Annotated in this window: 14 protein-coding genes and 1 CRISPR repeat array; of the genes, 8 read left to right on the top strand and 6 right to left on the bottom strand. The window is 64.3% G+C overall.

Annotation, left to right across the window (positions count from 1 at the left end; all coding sequences use genetic code 11):
• Positions 1-5: 5 nt before the first annotated feature.
• The 3 genes from CHB97_RS04295 to CHB97_RS04285 all read right to left on the bottom strand — a co-directional run bounded on the left by CHB97_RS04295 (position 6) and on the right by CHB97_RS04285 (position 2205).
• A complete protein-coding gene (locus tag CHB97_RS04295) occupies positions 6-833 on the bottom strand; it encodes an endonuclease/exonuclease/phosphatase family protein (RefSeq protein WP_089286651.1) in 828 nt (275 codons plus the stop codon).
• A gap of 98 nt (positions 834-931) precedes the next feature.
• The gene (locus tag CHB97_RS04290) at positions 932-1351 is read right to left on the bottom strand and encodes an HIT domain-containing protein (protein ID WP_089286650.1); all 420 of its coding nucleotides are present in this window, start codon (positions 1349-1351) and stop codon (positions 932-934) included.
• Positions 1352-1365: 14 nt separating this feature from the next.
• Positions 1366-2205 (bottom strand): alpha/beta hydrolase, encoded by an 840-nt coding sequence (locus CHB97_RS04285; protein ID WP_160105549.1) that lies wholly within the window; start codon positions 2203-2205, stop codon positions 1366-1368.
• Between the two features lie 214 nt (positions 2206-2419).
• Here CHB97_RS04285 and CHB97_RS04280 point away from each other — a divergent pair, with 214 nt between their 5' ends.
• The gene (locus tag CHB97_RS04280) at positions 2420-5029 is read left to right on the top strand and encodes a glycosyltransferase (RefSeq protein WP_200819793.1); all 2610 of its coding nucleotides are present in this window, start codon (positions 2420-2422) and stop codon (positions 5027-5029) included.
• Here CHB97_RS04280 and CHB97_RS04275 read toward each other — a convergent pair whose 3' ends face one another.
• Positions 5030-5215, bottom strand: coding sequence for a DUF4169 family protein (locus tag CHB97_RS04275; RefSeq protein WP_089286648.1), 186 nt, complete (start codon positions 5213-5215; stop codon positions 5030-5032). It lies immediately after the preceding gene.
• Positions 5216-5293: 78 nt separating this feature from the next.
• On the opposite strand from CHB97_RS04275, the gene CHB97_RS04270 reads away from it, so the two are divergent.
• The 4 genes from CHB97_RS04270 (at position 5294) to CHB97_RS04255 (ending at position 12302) form a co-directional block, all read left to right on the top strand.
• The gene (locus CHB97_RS04270; RefSeq protein ID WP_089286647.1) at positions 5294-8449 is read left to right on the top strand and encodes an AsmA family protein; all 3156 of its coding nucleotides are present in this window, start codon (positions 5294-5296) and stop codon (positions 8447-8449) included.
• A 114-nt stretch (positions 8450-8563) separates the two neighbouring features.
• Positions 8564-9346, top strand: coding sequence for a 3-hydroxybutyrate dehydrogenase (locus CHB97_RS04265; protein ID WP_089286646.1), 783 nt, complete (start codon positions 8564-8566; stop codon positions 9344-9346).
• A gap of 22 nt (positions 9347-9368) precedes the next feature.
• A complete protein-coding gene (locus CHB97_RS04260; protein WP_089286645.1) occupies positions 9369-10457 on the top strand; it encodes a patatin-like phospholipase family protein in 1089 nt (362 codons plus the stop codon).
• Positions 10458-10724: 267 nt separating this feature from the next.
• The gene (locus tag CHB97_RS04255; RefSeq protein WP_089286644.1) at positions 10725-12302 is read left to right on the top strand and encodes a peptide MFS transporter; all 1578 of its coding nucleotides are present in this window, start codon (positions 10725-10727) and stop codon (positions 12300-12302) included.
• A 68-nt stretch (positions 12303-12370) separates the two neighbouring features.
• Here CHB97_RS04255 and surE read toward each other — a convergent pair whose 3' ends face one another.
• Positions 12371-13129, bottom strand: a complete 759-nt coding sequence (surE, locus tag CHB97_RS04250) for a 5'/3'-nucleotidase SurE (protein ID WP_244559378.1) — start codon at positions 13127-13129, stop codon at positions 12371-12373.
• Positions 13130-13240: 111 nt separating this feature from the next.
• On the opposite strand from surE, the gene CHB97_RS04245 reads away from it, so the two are divergent.
• Entirely contained in the window at positions 13241-13573 is a 333-nt protein-coding gene (locus CHB97_RS04245; protein ID WP_089286643.1) for a DUF1491 family protein, read from the top strand.
• A gap of 259 nt (positions 13574-13832) precedes the next feature.
• A CRISPR array of direct repeats spans positions 13833-14092; the repeat unit is 36 nt; unit sequence CTTTCCCCGGCTGAAAAGCCGGGGCCTCATTGAAGC.
• A gap of 52 nt (positions 14093-14144) precedes the next feature.
• Here CHB97_RS04245 and CHB97_RS04240 read toward each other — a convergent pair.
• Positions 14145-15383 carry a DUF2336 domain-containing protein gene (locus tag CHB97_RS04240; RefSeq protein WP_089286642.1) on the bottom strand — a complete coding sequence of 413 codons (1239 nt, stop codon included), beginning with the start codon at positions 15381-15383 and terminating at the stop codon, positions 14145-14147.
• Between the two features lie 183 nt (positions 15384-15566).
• On the opposite strand from CHB97_RS04240, the gene CHB97_RS04235 reads away from it, so the two are divergent.
• Both CHB97_RS04235 and zapE read left to right on the top strand, forming a co-directional pair.
• Positions 15567-16343, top strand: a complete 777-nt coding sequence (locus CHB97_RS04235; RefSeq protein ID WP_160105547.1) for an ABC transporter substrate-binding protein — start codon at positions 15567-15569, stop codon at positions 16341-16343.
• 125 nt (positions 16344-16468) lie between these two features.
• Positions 16469-17593: a cell division protein ZapE gene (zapE, locus tag CHB97_RS04230; RefSeq protein ID WP_089286641.1), complete on the top strand. Its 1125-nt coding sequence runs from the start codon at positions 16469-16471 to the stop codon at positions 17591-17593.
• Positions 17594-17606: the final 13 nt, after the last annotated feature.

Genomic DNA, 17606 nt, shown 5'->3' with positions numbered 1-17606 from the left:
CCAGCTTACCTGACCGCCGGCACAATATCCGCCACCAGCGGGTAATGGTCGGAAATCACCTGTCCATTGATGCTGTCGGTCAGGGTAGCGAAACGCGCCACCCCCAAACCGGCGTCGATAAAAATATGGTCGATGGCCTCTCCGGTCTGGCGGATATCGAAATCATTGAAGGTGCCCTCCGGCCCGAAAATGATCGGGCTGAGCGGGCGGGCATCGCGCAGGCCGCTCCCCGTCGCCAGCAGGCGATAGGCGCCGCCATCCAAGCCGCTGTTGAGGTCACCCAGCACAATGGTATGGGCCCCCGCCGCCACCGGGATGGCCGCCACCTGCCGGGCGCAATCACTGCGGGCGCGGTCGCTGACATTGTCGAAATGCACATTGCGTACATCGTAGAGCGCGCCATCCTGCCGATCCTTCAGCACCAGCCGGGTGATGGTGCGCGGTTCCCCTGCCCCGTCGGCCTTGCTGGGCCGGTCGGGTGTCTTGGAACACCATTGGGTTTCGGCACGCACCTGTTCAAAGCGGGATTGGCTGTAGAAAATGGCCGTGCTTTCGCCCTCTACCCCGTCATTGCGGCCCTTGCCGTAATGGGCATAGCCGGGCAACCCCTGGGCCAGTGCTGACAGCATATGCGGCAGCGCTTCCTGTACGCCCAGAATATCCGGGGCGGTGAAGCGGATTTGCGCCAGCATCGGCCCCTGGCGCTGGCCCCAATTGGGCTGATCGTCGGGATTGTCGTAGCGGATATTATAGCTCATCACCCGCACGGGCGTGGCTGCCTGGACCAGGGAGGCGGAAAGGGCGACAGCCAAGCCGAACAGAAGGCGCTTCATAACAAATCCAATACCATTACCGCATTTGGATGAAACCAATCGGTAAAGGCCGTGGAACGACCTGTCCAGCCCGTCACCAAAACTTCACGCCTGGGTGATCAGGCAGAACGTTGCAGTGCCGCCCAAAGCTGTCCCGCCAGCCGCTCCGCTTCCCCTTCTGCATAATCCGCCGCCTGGCCGCTGCCCCAGACGGGGCCAGGCCAGGCGGGATCGTCGCGGCGGCGGGCGATGACATGAATATGAAGCTGCGAGACAACATTGCCCAGGGCGCCAGTATTGATCTTGTCGGGCTGGAACATCTGTTCCAGCACCTTTGCTGCCGCTGAGGTTTCATGTGTCAACTGCATCTGATCCGCCACCGGCAGGCGATGGATTTCCACCGCCCCCGCCCGGCGCGGCACCAGAATCAGCCAGGGAAACAGCCGGTTGCGCATCAACAGCACGCGCGACAGCGGCCAGTCCCCCAGCAGAATTGTATCGGCTTCCAGCCGCGCATTCAGTTCGAAGCCACGATCCATCGCCGCCCCTTCCCTTACTTGATTGGATTTGGACCGGGAAACGCCGCTCGTAAAGCAGGTAATGCCGCCGGATGATAGATGGAATGGTGGCGTTCGCCCGGAAAATCCTGGAAATCCCAGGTCAGACCGGCCGGCGGTGCGGCCTTCAAGGCGGCCATAAAACGGTCCAACCCGGCGCGCATCCCCCCGCCTTCATTGCCGATGGAAAGATGCAGGCTGCGCGTCGCAGGCTTTTGCGCCTTCAACAGATCCGCCGCCTGATAAGACAGCGCCTCCTTGTTCCACCACATTGACGGGCTGACCGCGATGTAATGGGTGAACAGCTCCGGCTGGCGCAGGAAAGTTTCGACGATGAACAGACCGGCCAGACTTTCGCCAATCACGCCTGTTTCCGCCGTGGTGCGGAAATTCCGGTCGATATAGGGCTTCAGCTCGCTGGCCAGGAAGCGACGGAAATTGTCGGCACCGCCATGGGTCGGCAATTCCTTGATATCCAACGGATCTTGCGAGGGGGAGGTCAGGTCGCGTTTGCGATCCGTCCCCTCAATCCCCACCAGGATCACCTCCTTGGTAACGCCATTCATATCGCCCAGTTGCACCAGACCCGCGATGTGAAACCAATCCTCCTTCACGCCGCCATCGATCAGGTAAAGCACCGGATAGCGCTGATCGCCCGTGCCATAGGAGGCCGGAAGCAAAATATTGATCCTCCGCTTTTCCGACAGAAGCTTCGATTCCAGCACATAGCTGGTGCCGAACTGGATCGGTTCGCCAGCGCCGGGCTTGAGTGTTTCAGCGGCGAACACCGCCGGCGGGGTCAGCAAACAAGCGGTCAGCAGGACCGTTTTCAGCATCTTGTTCATCATCAATCCCAGATCACCCCTACCCTGTTGCACGGGGCCGACAGGCAATGCCCGGTCTATACCAAAGCGGCCCGCCTGCGCTATGCTGTGTTCCAGCGTGAAGGATCATGATTGCGCTTTTCATAAAAATAACAAAAAACGGCTGCAAATAGTTGAACCGCCGCCATTCCTGGCCGGCAATGTTCCCAGGGGCTTGATTGGTAAGATGGGCAAAATCCTGAAGATGCGTGGTTCGGCCTGGCTGGTGCTGGCGCTGCTGGTGCTGGGCAATATTGGTGCCTGGGCCTTGTCGAACCGGCCCACCACGCCGGATCGGCTGTGGGCCGGCACCATTGCCGGCGTGGCATTCAGCCCCTATCAGGAAAATCAGAATCCGCAGGATGGCCGCCATCCCAGCCGCGCCGATATGGAGCGTGATCTGGAGGTGGTGGCCCCCTATGTCCGCTCCATCCGCACCTACACCGCCACCGACGGGCTGGAGGTGATCCCGGAACTGGCCGCCAAGCATGACCTGGATGTGACGGCTGGCGCCTGGATCTCCGGTGATCTGGGCAAGAATGAGCAGGAAATCAACTCCCTGGTCCGCCTCACCCGCGCCAACCCCAACGTCAAGCGGGTGATGGTCGGCAATGAGGTGATGTATCGCGGCGATCTGGAGGTCGGCGCGCTGATCGATTATGTGCAGCGCGTCAAGAAGCAACTGGATGTGCCGGTCTCCACCGCTGAGCCGCCCTATGTCTGGATCAAGCATCCTGAACTGGCGGAGGCGGTGGATTACATCACCATCCACTTGCTGCCCTATTGGGAAAAGGTGCCGATCGAACAGGCAATGGAGCAGGTACGCCGTGGCTATGACGAGGTGCGCGCCAAATATCCCGACAAGCATATCCTGGTGGGTGAAGCCGGCTGGCCGTCCGATGGCCCCTATCGCGGCGGGGCCCAGGCCAGCCTGGTGAACGAGGCCACCTTCATCCGCAACTTCCTGAACCTGGCCGGTGAGAACCGCTGGGACTATTACATCATGGAAGCCTTCGACCAGCCCTGGAAGCGGGAGATCGGCGGCGAGGCGGAGGCCAACTGGGGCATCTGGGATACCCATCGCCAGATGAAATTCCCCATGGAAGGCGGCGTGTTCGAGGTGCCGGGCTGGCCCGTGCTCTGCGCCATCGCCACCGCGCTGGCCTTCCTGCCCATGGTCTGGTTCGTGCTGCAGCGCGACGATCTGAAACCCGCCGGCCAGCTTTTCTATGGCGCCCTGATCCAGGGTATCGCCTCCGGTCTGGTCTGGACGGCAACAGAGGCGATGACCACGGGCATGAACACCATGTCCTTCATCGCCTTCCTGGTGCTGATCTTTGCCCAGATATTGCTGTTGGTGGTGGTGCTGATTGACGGGCTGGAACTGACGGAGGTGGTGTGGACCGACCGTTGGAAGCGGAAATTTGCCCCCGTCAAGGCCAACCCCAATAATTACTATCCCAAGGTTTCCATCCATGTGCCCTGCTATAATGAGCCGGCGCATATGGTGATTGAGACCCTGAACGCATTGGCGAAGATGGATTATCCCAACTTCGAAGTGCTGGTGCTGGATAACAACACCAAGGATGAGGCGGTGTGGAAGCCGCTGGAAGAACATTGCGCCAAGCTGGGGCCGCGCTTCCGCTTCTTCCATCTGGCAAAATGGCCGGGCTACAAGGCCGGTGCCTTGAATTTCGGTCTGGCCGTCACCGCCCCGGATGCCGAAGTGGTGGGTGTGATCGACAGCGATTATCAGGTCACGCCGGACTGGCTGTCCTCCACCACGCCCTATTTCGAAAACCCCAAGGTCGCCTTCGTGCAGAGCCCGCAGGATTACCGGGATTGGCACATCCATCCGTTCCATCGGATGATCAATTGGGAATATCAGGGCTTTTTCCATATCGGCATGGTGCAGCGGAACGAACGCAACGCCATCATCCAGCATGGCACCATGACGCTGATCCGCACCTCCATCCTGAAACAGGTGGGTTGGTGGGCCGAATGGTGCATTTGTGAGGATGCGGAACTGGGCCTGCGCCTGTTTGAGGAGGGGCTGGAATCGGTCTATATGCCCGACAGTTTCGGCAAGGGCCTGGTACCGGACAGCTTCGCCGGCTACAAGACCCAGCGTTTCCGCTGGGCCTATGGGGCCGTGCAGATCATCAAGCGGCATTGGCGGGAATTCCTGCCGTCCGGCAAGAAACTGACCTTCGGCCAGAAATACCATTTCGTCACCGGCTGGCTGCCCTGGTTTGCCGATGCGGCCCATATGGGCTTTGTCATCGGCGGTGTCTTCTGGTCGCTGGGCCTGCTGCTGGCACCGCGCTATTTCGAATTTCCGCCCACCGTCTTCATCATGCCCACGCTGGGGGTGTTCTTCTTCAAGGTGGCGTGCGGCCTGTGGCTTTATGCGGCGCGGGTGAAGTGCGGCTTCCTGGACAAGGTGAATGCAGCCGTGGCCGGCATGGCGCTGACCCACACCGTGGGCCGCGCCGTCTGGACCGGGCTGTTCACCCAGGGCCGCCCCTTCGTGCGCACGCCGAAATGCGAGGATCAGCCGGCGCTGATCCAGGGCTTCCTGCACGCCAAGGAAGAGGTGATGCTGATGGTGGCCCTGTGGATCACCGCCTTTGCCGTCGGCTGGCGCGAAGGTGGCGACAACCGCGACGCCTATATCTGGTCGGCCATGCTGGTGGTGCAGTCCCTGCCCTATATCGCAGCCCTGGCCGTTGCCACCATCAACGGCCTGCCCATGCCCAAGCAGGATGAACCGCAGCCGGCACCGGCGGCAGAGTAATTATTTCTCTGGTTTATCCAGCTTGTGACCTTCCAAAAGCCGGGCCTTGGCTTCATCCTCGGCCCGGCTTTTTTGTTTCTCAGCCTTGGTGCGGCCGAACTTCACCCGGTTCTCCGCCGCCTGTGCTTCCCGTGCGGCCTTTTCCTTGGCCTTGCGGGCCCGATTGAGATTCACGATTTCGCCCATTTCATCCCCTATCCCTCGGCGGCGTTCCCGCGATAGGTTAACGCCGGTCTGCACGGCGATGGCAAGAAGGTTGGTCCGTTGCGCAAATTCCTGGTCCTGGTGGTTCTGTTGCTGCTGGTCGGCGCCGGTCTGGTGCTGGCCCCCGCACTTATTCCCTGGAACCAGTTCCGCGATCAGGTGGCCGCCGTCCTGGCCGACCTGACAGGGCGGCAGGTGGTGATCGATGGCGACCTGTCGTTGACCCTGCTGCCCGCCCCTGCCTTGACCGTGGCCGATGTGCGGCTGCTGGATGGCGGGGAGAATGTCGCCAGCGTGGAAAAGGTGGCGCTGCGCGTGCGCCCCCTGGCCCTGCTGTCGCAATCCATCGAAATCGAATCGCTGCGCCTGCAAGGGGCGGATATGCGGCTGCGCCAGGACCGGGACGGCACTGTGCGCTGGCCCATCGCCCTGCAGTCGCTGGGCAAATCGGTGCAGGTGGAAAGCCTGCATTTCAGCGACAGCCGGCTGAGCTGGGAGCGGCCGGAGCGCCCCACCCTGCGGCTGGAGGCACTGACCGGGGAACTGACCGCCGGTGGCCCGGACGGGCCATTTGAACTGACCGCCAATGCCACCGCCAATGACCAGCCGCTGCGCCTCAGCTTTGCCGCCGCGCGCCGGGCCGCTGGCGGGGCCCTGCCGGTGCGGGCCACCTTGTCCATGCCGGCGGGCAAGACGGAAATGCGCTTTTCCGGCGTGCTGCCGGCCGGCGACAATGACACGCTGACAGGGGATGTCAGCCTGCAGGCGGTCGATTCCAACCCGCTGGCAGCCCTGCTGCGCCCGCTGCTGGGGCTGGCCGCGCAACCGGCCGAGGGGCTGGGCCGCTCGATCCAGTTTGGCGGGCGGCTGACGGCGGATCATGACAGTGTTGGCATCGATGGCATCGACCTGCAATGGGGGGTGGCCCGCGCCACCGGCAGCGCCGAATTCCCCCGTTCTGCCGAGGCATCGGGGTCGCTGGTGCTGGCCTTCAGCCAGCTGGATCTGGATGCGCTGGGCAAGCCCGGCGAATTGCCGGTGGATTTCTGGCCCAGCGCCCTGATGGAAATTGACCTGCTGGCCGATGAGGCGCGCTGGCACGGGGATACGCTGCGTGACCTACGGCTGGTGGGCCGGATGCAGGATCGGGTGCTGGCCCTGGATCAGGGCAATGCCACCCTGCCCGGCGGCACCACGGTCACCCTGTCGGGCAGTGCCGATCTGCGGGAAGCGGCAGCGCGCATGGAGCTTGCCGTCAGCCTGACCAGCCCGTCCCTGCGCGACACGCTGGCCTGGGCCGGCCTTGATCTGGCCAAGGTGCCGGTGGAACGGCTGCGGCAGGCCGATCTGCATGGCAAGCTGGCCGGCAAGCCGGATGATCTGTCGCTGACCGACCTGACGGGCGGCATCGACACCACGAAACTGAGCGGGGCTGTCAGCCTGACAAGGCGCGAACGCACCGGGCTGGGGGCCCGGCTGGTGCTGGACCGGCTGGACCTGGATGCCTATCGCACCGCCGACGCACCCGCCTGGGCCGACCTGCTGGCCCCGCTGGTCAAGGAAACCAACCTGACGCTGGACCTGAAGGCAGATCAGTTGGCCCTGGCCGGTTTGCAGGCCGAAGGGGTGGTCCTGGATGGCAGCCTGGAAAATGGTGCTGTCACCCTGCGCCAACTGGCGGTGAAATCCCTGTCCGGCATCGCCCTGCAGGCCAATGGCCGCTATGCCGGGGGTGGGCAGACCGGCGGTTCCCACCTGACCCTGACCGCCAGCGCGCCGACCCTGGCCCCGCTGTTCCGCGCGCTGGCCATTGATGCCATCCCGCTGGCCGACCGGCTGGGGGCCGTGTCGCTGGAGGCGCGGATGGTGGGGAACGACTCCAAGGCCGCCCTTGATATCCGCGCCGGCCTGCTGGGCGGGAACGTCCAGATCGGCGGGGAGGTGCTGGAACCGGCGACGGCCCCCAATCTCGCCCTGAAAATCCGCAGCACCCTGCCGGAAACCGCCGACGCGCTGCGCCTGCTGCTGCCCGATTCCGGGTTGGCGGGGTTGGGCAATCTGGACCTTTATGGGGAATTGGGCGGCCGAAGGGGGGAGGTGCTGACGCTTTCCGCCCTGCAAGGCAATTTCGCCGGCCAGCCCCTGGAAGGCACCCTGCGCTGGACGCAAGGCAAGCCGGCCCCGGCAGAGGGGGGGGAAGCCACGCCGCCCAACCTGGACGGGGAATTGAGCCTGGGTGCCCTGGACCTGGACCGGTTCATCCCCAACCTGACCAAACCGGAGGGGGATATCGGCCTGGGCTGGACCCGCCGCTATAACGGTGCCCTGACCCTGCGCAGCGCCGCCCTGACCCTGGCCGGGGAGAAGGCGGAAAACGCCCTGTTGCGGCTGGAGGCGCGGCCCGGCCTGCTGCGCCTGAATGAAGGTACCGGCACCTGGCAGGGCGGCAGCCTGACCGCCAGCGGGGCTTGGGCACAGATGGAAACCGGGCCGGAGGGCGGCCCCCCACCCTTGACCGGCAACCTGGCCCTGGCGGTCAAGGGGGCAACTCTGCCCGAGCGGTTCGCCACCGGCCCCAACGGTCTGGGGATCAGCGCCGGTCAGGTGGAGTTGAGCTTCACCGGCACCGGGGAAGGCAAGAACCCGCGTACCCTTTGGTCCGGGCTGAATGGCCAGGGCAAGGCGGCTTTCCGCAACGGCACGCTGAGCGGGCTGGATTTGGGGGCGGTTGCCAAGCGCATCGACCAGGGCGGGGCCAATCTGGCCGCCGATCTGCGCCGCCTGCTGCCGCGCGGCGGACAGACCGGATTCGATCAGCTGACACTCGACTGGTCGCTGGCCGATCATATCGTCGCACTCAGCGGCACCAGCCTGGAGACGGCCGCCGGCAGCGTGACCGGTGGCGGCGCCTGGGCGCTGGAACCGGACAGCGTGACGCTGGATTTCACCCTGCTGCCGGCCGCCGATGGCAGCCCGCCTGCCATCGGTCTGGCCGTGAAGGGGCCGAGAAACAGCGCCACGCGCACCGCCGATCTCACCGCCCTGCAAAGCTGGAGCCAGAAGCGGGAGGCCGCCAAGGCCCCCAAACCCGCCCCGGCAGCGGCCGCCCCTGCCCCGGTCCCCGCCGCCGCACCCAAGCCAGCGGCCAAGCCCACCCCCACCCCGCGTGACCCGGTGGGCGGGATTCTGGACCGGCTGCGCAAGGGGGATGGCTGATGCCCGCATCGCCGCACCCCCTATCGCACTGCCGAAAAGCGTGGTTGGATGGCGGCGCGATCCGGGTTATTCCATCAACCTGAATAACCATTCACTTTCGGGAGCCTGCACAGCATGTTGAAGGGTAAGACCGCCATCGTCACCGGTTCCACCAGCGGCATCGGGCTGGGCATCGCCCGCAAGCTGGCCGCCGCCGGGGCCGACATCATGCTGAACGGTTTCGGCGATGCCGCCGAGATCGAGGCGGAGCGTCAGGCGATTGAGGCGGATTTCGGCGTCAAGGCGCTCTATTCCGCCGCAGACATGAGCAAGCCTGACCAGATCGCCGCCATGGTGGCCAGTGCAGAACAAGCCTTTGGCACTGTTGACATTCTGGTCAACAATGCCGGCATCCAGCACACGGCCCTGGTGGAGAATTTCCCGGCGGAACGGTGGGAGACCATCATCGCCATCAACCTGTCCGCCGTCTTCTATGGCACCCAGGCCGTGCTGCCGGGCATGAAGGCGCGCAACTGGGGCCGCATCATCAATATCGCCTCTGCCCATGGTCTGGTCGCCAGCGCGCAGAAGGCTGCCTATGTCGCCGCCAAGCATGGCGTCGTCGGGCTGACCAAGGTGGTGGCCCTGGAAACGGCGGAAAGCGGCATCACCTGCAACGCCATCTGCCCCGGCTGGGTGCTGACGCCCCTGGTGCAGAAGCAGATCGACGCGCTGGCCGCGCGGGAAAACATCACCGTTGCCGAGGCACAGGTAAAGCTGCTGTCAGAAAAGCAGCCGTCGCGCCAGTTCACCACCCCTGACCAATTGGGCGATCTGGCCGTCTTCCTGTGCAGCGAAGCCGCTGGCAATATCAAAGGCGCTTCCCTGCCCGTCGATGGCGGCTGGACAGCGCAGTAATCCCTATAAAGACAACTGACACATGACCAAGCCCCCCTCCCCGCGCACGCCGGGCCGCCGTTCCGCGCCCGTCGCTGCGCAGCCATCTGCTGTGCCCACCCGTCATCGCATCAATCTGGCCCTGCAGGGGGGCGGCTCCCATGGCGCCTTCACCTGGGGTGTGCTGGACCGGCTGCTGGAGGATGGGCGGCTGGAGGTGGAGGGGATCAGCGGCACCTCTGCCGGTGCCATGAATGGCGCCCTGCTGGCCCAGGGCCTGCTGACCGGCGGACCGCAGGCAGCGCGGGAGCTGTTGGAGCGGCTATGGCGGCGGGTGGCCAAGTCACACGCGCTGGGGCCGCTGTCACAGCCTTGGCCGTTTCCCTTTGGCAGCGGCCCCAACCTGGACAGCAACCCCATCTATGCCGGGCTGGACATGATGGTGCGCATGATGTCGCCCTATCAGTTCAACCCGATGGGGGTGAACCCGCTGCATGATGTGCTGGAAGGGCTGGTGGATTTCAGCCTGCTGCGGCAGGCCACCGATGTGCGGCTGTTCGTCAGCGCCACCAATGTCAACCGGGGTCAGTTGCGCGTCTTTGCCGGGCAGGAACTGTCGGTAGAATGCCTGCTGGCGTCCGCCTGCCTGCCCATGCTGTTCCAGGCCGTGAAGATCGACGGCGAACATTATTGGGATGGCGGCTATATGGGCAACCCGGTGATTGACCCGCTGGTGAAACATTGCCAGTCGGCCGATGTGATGATCGTGCAGGTCACGCCCATCCATCGGCCGGAACTGCCCCGCGCGCCCAGCGCCATCATCGACCGCATCAATGAAATCAGCTTCAATTCCACCTTCTACCGCGAACTGCGCTCCATCGAACTGGTGAACCGGCTGCTGGCCGACGGGCGCATCGGCCCGGAAAGCGGGCTGCGCGCCGTCCATCTGCATATGGTGGAAAGCGAGGCCGGGATGGCGGATCTGGGGGTTTCCAGCAAGCTGAACGGCGATTGGGGCTTCCTGTGCGACCTGCGGGACATGGGCCGCAGCGCCGCCGATTCCTGGCTGGCCGCGCATATCGATCGGCTGGGCCAGGGCAGCAGCTTTGAAACAGGGCCGTTTTTTGTCTGATCCGTGACGGGCGTGTGAAAATATTTTCGCCCGCCCACCCCGGCCCACCATGGTGATGCCGGTTGATTATTTCAACCCAGGCCGCCATTGCGGCGGCATTGTTTCAACCCAATGCCGGAATGGGTGGAAATTTTACCCAACAGCCCCCTGAACAACGCTCAGCCTGCATCCGCGAGGGGCCATGCCGGCCCCGCAAAGCCGGTATTCCAGACCCGCCAAACATGATATAGCCCGCGCCTTCGGACATATATCACCCGCAAGGCGACGATGGCTTTGATCTCTAACGACCCGGAGCGCGGCTTCTTCGGCCACCCGCGTGGTCTGGCCCCCCTGTTTTTTGCCGAGATGTGGGAGCGCTTTTCCTTTTACGGGATGCGCGCCCTGCTGACCCTCTATCTGGTCAAGCATTTCCTTTACAGTGACGAGATGGCGGGCTTCATCTATGCCAGCTATGCCTCGCTGAATTATGCGATGCCGGTGATCGGCGGCGTCATCGCCGACCGTTATCTGGGCAACCGCAAGGCGGTGATGCTGGGTGCCATCCTGCTGGTCTGCGGCCATATCGGCATGGCGTTCGAGGGCAGCCCGGCCCAGATCATCGATGGCGTCATCGTCCGCCAGTCGCCTTATGATCAAATCATGTTCCTGTCGCTGGCCTTCATCATTGTCGGCGTCGGCTTCCTGAAATCCAACATCTCCACCATGGTGGGCAAGCTCTATCCCAGCAAGGATGATCCGCGCCGCGACCCCGGCTATACGATCTTCTACATGGGTGTGAATCTGGGCTCCTTCTTCTCCACCATCGCCTGCGGCTATCTGGGCGAAACCTATGGCTGGGCCTATGGCTTCGGTCTGGCCGGCATCGGCATGGTGGCGGGCCTGGTGGTGTTTGCCCGTGGTACCCAATGGTACCGCAATGCCGAACCGCCCAATCCGGCACAGTTGAAGGCGCGCACCGCCATCGGCCTGTCGCGCGAAGCCATGATCTATGTCGGCGCCGTGGCCGCCGTGCTGATCAACTGGCAACTGGTGCAGTGGCACGCGGTCGTCGGCAGCCTGCTGCTGGTGATTGTGGCCGTGGTGCTGGCCGGTATCCTGTGGTTCAGCCTGACCCAGTGCAGCAAGATCGAACGCGACCGCATGGTCGTGGTGCTGGTGCTGACCTGTCTGTCGGTGGTGTTCTGGACCCTGTTCGAACAGGCCGGCACCTCGCTGACCCTGTTCGCCGACCGCAATTCCGACCGCTCCTTCTTCGGTCTGTTCATCGTGCCGGCCTCGGTGGTGCAGGTCTTCAACCCGATGTTCATCGTGCTGCTGGCCCCCGTCTTCTCCTGGGGCTGGGTGAAGCTGGCGCAGAAAGGGTGGGAGCCGTCCACCCCGATGAAATTCGCCCTGGCCATCCTGCAGGTGGGCCTGGGCTTCGGCGCGTTGGTCTTCGGTGCCTCGCTCGCGGGGGAGGATGCACAGACCGGTCTGTTCTGGCTGGCACTGGGCTATCTGCTGCACACGACGGGTGAGCTGTGCCTGTCGCCGGTCGGCCTGTCGATGATCTCCCGCCTGTCGGTGGCGCGCATCACCGCCATGGTGATGGGCGTCTGGTTCCTGGCCTCTGCCGGGGCGCATTTCCTGGCCGGCTGGGTTGCGGCCCTGGCCAGCACCAGCACGGAGCCGGGCAAGGTGATGACCGCCCAGGAAAGCCTGCCGGTCTATAGCGGCGTGTTCTGGGATCTGTTCATCGGGGCCACGGTGATTGCCGTGCTGGTCGCCCTGGTCAGCCCCTTCCTGCGCAAGCTGATGCATATGGACGCCGCCGATATGCACACCTCCAAGAACGGCAAGAAATAATAAAGCAAGCCGTCCTCAAGGCAATCCAGAATGGCCCGCCGGATCACCCTCCGGCGGGCCGTTTATTTTTAAATTCCCCCCGCCGCGCGCAGTTCCTCCAGCATGGCCTCATCGGTAAAATCAAAGCCCAGCGGGCAGACGCTGATTTCCCCCCGGCGCAGGGCGGCAATGTCGCTGTCATCGGGCGTGGGGGCCCCCTGGCGGCGGCGCAGGGCCAGCCAGTGATAATCATAGCCCCGCGTATCGCTGCGCCGTTCCACCTCCACCGACATGGAACCCGGCTGGCCCTGGCGGGTGATGGACAGGCCGGTCAGTTCGTCGGGCTCCAGATCGGGGAAATTCACGTTCAACACCGTGCGCGGGGCCGGGCCGAAGCGGCGCACCACAGCGGGCAGCGCCTGGATGGCCGTGTGCCAGCGCACATTCTCCCGGTCGCGCCAGGCCTGGCTGACGGCATAGGCCGGCACGCCCAGCAGCCGCGCCATCATCGCCCCGCTGACCGTGCCGGAATAGCCCACCTCGTCGGCCAGATTGGCGCCGCGATTGATGCCGGAAAACACGATATCCGGCGGGTTGTCCGCCATCACCACCCGCAGCGCCATGGCCACACAATCGCTGGGCGTGCCGCTGACGGCAAACCGCCGCTCCCCCCGCGGATAAAGCCGCAGCGGGGTGTAAAGCGACAGCGCCCGCGACACCCCGCTCTGATCATGTTCAGGCGCCACCACCCAGATTTCCCGCGCCAGCGGGGCCACGGCTGCGGCCAGGGCGGCCAGACCGGGCGCATCGATCCCGTCATCATTGGTCAGAAGGGCGCGATTGAACATCACTGGCTCTTGCATCATCGGGTCCGCATGGTGTTGTTGATCTCTCGTCGGCCCCATTTGAAGCCAACGGGCGTTTGAAGTCGATCCCCATCCTGCCGGAAAGCCAATCCCATGGAAGACCGCCTGCCCACCCACCTGATCGTGCAGGCCGGCCTGCGCCGCTGCAACAGCACCGGTATCGGTGCCTATGTGCTGCGCAAGGGGGATCGGGAGGGGGGGCTGATCCTGCTGAAAGTCGCTGTGTTGGGCCAGGGCAACCGGCTGTTCACCCAGGGCCGCGACCTGTCCGGCAAGCTGGGCTGGGTGCCGGGCGCCAATGGTGCCCTGATGGATGAGATGGAGGCCACTGCCTTCATCGACCGCCACACCAAGCGCGACCCCGACCTCTGGGTGATCGAGGTGGAAAGCCGCGATGGGGAAAATCCGTTCCAGACGGTGGATTGAAAAGGTCAAACCGACGACAACCGCTTTCCCTGGTGGGCAGAACCCGCTATGCTGTTGCCGACCCGACATTGCGAGCGGCTCAGTACCCTGGGAAACCCCGGCACCCGCTCGCAAGGCATCAAGCCATTGAAACGGCTTGTTTCTTGGACATGGTGAATACGGGAACAAGCCTTCGCCCGGTATTTTTTCGTCTCCTTTCCGGACCCGCTCGCAATGACAGGCAATTTGCCTTATCATGCAGTGGCTTCCGACAGGGGGCCTTTCCCCGGCTGAAAAGCCGGGGCCTCATTGAAGCCCATAAACCAGCCTTATCGCGAGCATGGATTTGCGCGCCTTTCCCCGGCTGAAAAGCCGGGGCCTCATTGAAGCGTCAGCAGGCCCAGCTTTGTGACCGTCCAGTCAGCGTAGGTGCTTTCCCCGGCTGAAAAGCCGGGGCCTCATTGAAGCCGTGCTTCAGGATTATTTTCGTCTTCCTTCAGCAAGCTTTCCCCGGCTGAAAAGCTGGGGCCTCCTTAATGCAAAGCGACCGCCCGTCCTGACAGGGCGACACGGGGCATGTCGTCCCAGCCCCCTACTCCACCCCGAACAGGCCCAGTTGCCAGCGCATCTGTTCCTCTGTCATCGGGTAGTCCACACCGTTACGGGCGTTCAGCAATTTCGTGGGCGGCAGGCCGGATTTCAGTTGCAGCAGACGGGCGCAACGCATGGAAAGCCCGGCCCGCCAGGCCAGCGCCGTGATGGCGCGCGCGCTCTGCGTATCAATGATGCGCTGCACCAGATCGGGCGCCAGATCGGCGCGCAGCGCCAGCGCCGCGCGCACGAAACCCTTGTCGCCCCAGGACAGCGCATCCCACACCACCTCTTCCGACAAACGGCCTTCCGCCTTCAGGCGCAGGGCCTTGGCCTCGGCCGGTTCCCGTTTCACATAATCGCGCGCCCATTCCAGCCGGCGCTGGGTGACGGCGACGATTTCCTGTCGGTCCTCCCGGTCAAAACCATGCGCCACCAGTTCGCCGCGCACACTGTCATCAATGATGCGGGACAGCCGGCCCAGCAGGCCGGGCGGCAGCAGCGGCTTTACGATGGTGGCCGGATTTTGGGTTGCCGCCAGCCGGCCTTCCACCAGCCCATCCATCCCCTGGTCCGACAGGCTGGCCCCCGGATTGGCCAGCAGCGTGGCCGTGGCCACCCGGTCGCCCTGGGCCGCCACCGCATCGGCCACCGGGGGGGACAGTTTCTCACGCCGGGCAATCGCTTCCAGCACCCAGGGGATCGGCTGGGCGGCAACAATGGCGATCAGTTCCTGATCCGGCAGGTTGATGCAGGATCGCAGGATGGGTTCCGCCACCTCCCGCGCCACATCGCGCGCCAGGGTGGCGATCAGGGCCGGCGGGGCGACGGCGACATCGCGCAGGGCACCGGCCACGGCGGCGCGCACCCGCACCACCTGATCGGCCGCCAGCATGGTCAGCGCGTGCAGGGCAACATCGCGCAGGGCCGCACTTTCCGCCGCCGACAGGTGTGGCAGGGCGCGGGCCAGCCGGCGGGCCAGCATGACGCGCACATCCACATCCCGGTCGCGCGCCAGCCGGGGGGCCGCCTGCAAAGGCGTGGATTCATGCATGGCCACGGCCCGGCGCACCGCCGGATCATCATCATCGGCCATATAGAACAGCAGTTCCGGTGCCAGATCAGGCCGCGCCGCCAGATCGGCGCGCACCCGCGGGTCAGGGCTGACAGCCAGCGCCTTGGCCTCCTCATAAGCCACCATGGCGCCGGGGCGGGCGGGCCTGTCCGGTTTGTCGGTCATATGATGTGGGGGCGGTGGAAGACGTGCCTGAGGGGCGGGACCATGACGCCACGATTACCCAGCCGGAACCAAGTTGCAATCGGAATAACAGGCCGGCTTCACACGGGCTTGTCGCAAAACCAGCCGCAAAATCGAAATAAAATCCTGGCACGATCAATGGTGGAATTGGCTGGGGGGCAAACCATGAAAAACCTTCTGATCGGCTTGGTCATGATCGCAGCCGGCACAGTCCCGGCTGCCGCCGATAGCACTATTCGTCTGCGCGCCGATAATTGGTGCCCCTATAATTGCACACCGGGGGATGAGAAGCCAGGCTATATGGTGGAAATTGCCCAGACGGTCTTCGGCAAGGAGAAGCTGGATTACCAGCTGATGCCGTGGAGCCGGGCGGTGGAAGCCGCCCGCGAAGGCCAGTTGGAAGCGGTGGCCGGTGCCAGCGAGGCGGAAGCCAAGGGCTTCATTTTCGGCAAAGAACCGATGGGCATGTCCGTCAATGTCATCATCACCCGGCGCGGCAGCAATTTCCGCTATCAGGGACAGGAAAGCCTGGCCGCCCTGAAATTGGCCGCCGTGCAGGATTATTCCTATGGCGAGGAGGTGGATGCCTATATCGCCGCCAACCGCGACAAGGTGGAGCTGCTCTCCGGTGATGACGTCACCGTGCAGAACCTGCGCAAATTGCTGGCCAAGCGCGTGGATGCGGTGATTGAAGATATGAATGTGGCGGAATATTCGCTGGCCGCCCAGGGCATGGATGGCTTGGTGGAAATCCAGCCGATCGACCATGCCACCCCGCTCTATATCGCCTTTGCCCCTGGCAACCCGGCGGCAACGGAACAGGCGCGCAAGCTGGATGAGGGGGTGCGCAGCCTGCGCCGCAGTGGGGCGTTAAGCAAACTGCTGGCCCGGTACGGGCTGGGCGACTGGGCCCCGCTGATGGCGGCCGCCCCCCAGCCCTGACGCCCGCCGGAGACCCTGCCTCCCCCGCCGGGGCAAGGCAGGGTCCAGGCCCAGGGGGCTTGCGGGCAAGGGGGGCGACCCGTTAGGTATCGCCAGCCCGTTACGCCGCAGAGCAGCAGAAGCCGATGACCGAAGGCCCCCTTTCCGTCTACCGCGCCCGCCGGGGCACCGGCACCCTGAAGGCCGATCCCGCCCAGGAATTGGCGGCGGAGAAGCTGCAAAGCCTGTGGCACGCGCTGAAGGATTACCGGCCCGCCAGCGGCCAGACCGGCTGGCGCGCCCGTTTCGGCCTGACCCGCCGGCCCGATCCCGCCCCGCAGGGCCTGTTCATCTATGGCGATGTCGGGCGCGGCAAATCCATGCTGATGGATCTGTTCTATGAAACCGTGCCGGTGGAACAGAAGGTGCGGGTGCATTTCCATGCCTTCATGCTGGAAGTGCATGAACGGCTGCACGCCATCCGCCGGGAAGGCTCTGTCGCCCGCAAGGGTGGGGATGAGGTGGTGGAACTGTCCAAACAGATCGCCGCCAAGGGCTGGCTGCTCTGCTTTGATGAATTCCACGTCACCGATGTGACCAATGCCATGATCCTGGGCCGGCTGTTCACCGCCCTGTTCGATCAGGGCATCGTGATGGTGGCCACCAGCAACTGGGCCCCCGAAGACCTGTACAAGGACGGGCTGAACCGTCAGCTTTTCCTGCCCTTCATCGCCCTGTTGAAGGAAAAGCTGGATGTGCTGCATCTGGCGTCGGAGCGGGATTACCGGCTGGCCCGGCTGATGGGCGCCAAGGTCTATCATTACCCGCTGGGCCCCGCCACCAGTGCCGCCATGCAGCGCACCTTCGATGATCTGACCGACGGGCAGGCCCCGGAACCGGTGGAACTGACGGTGCAGGGCCGCAAGGTGGCGGTGCCGCGCGCTGCGCGTGGGGTGGCCTGGTTCAGCTTTGATGATCTCTGCGCCAAGCCGCTGGGGGCGGGCGATTATCTGGCCATCGCCACGCATTTCCATACGGTGCTGATCGATTATGTGCCGAAATTGTCGGACGCCCAGCGCAATGAGGCCAAGCGCTTCATGACCCTGATCGATGCGCTGTATGAGCATAAGGTGAATGCCGTCATCGCCGCCGAGGTGGCGCCGGAACGCATCTATGCCGAGGGCACCCATGCGTTCGAATTCCAGCGCACCGTCAGCCGCATGATGGAAATGCAGGCGCGGGATTATCTGGAACGCACGCATTTGACCTGACACCAGGGGGCGG

It is taken from the genome of Azospirillum sp. RU38E, assembly GCF_900188385.1.
GTDB lineage: Bacteria > Pseudomonadota > Alphaproteobacteria > Azospirillales > Azospirillaceae > Niveispirillum.
Note: the sequence above shows the minus strand (reverse complement) of the source record. Positions and strands in the feature narration are given on the sequence as shown.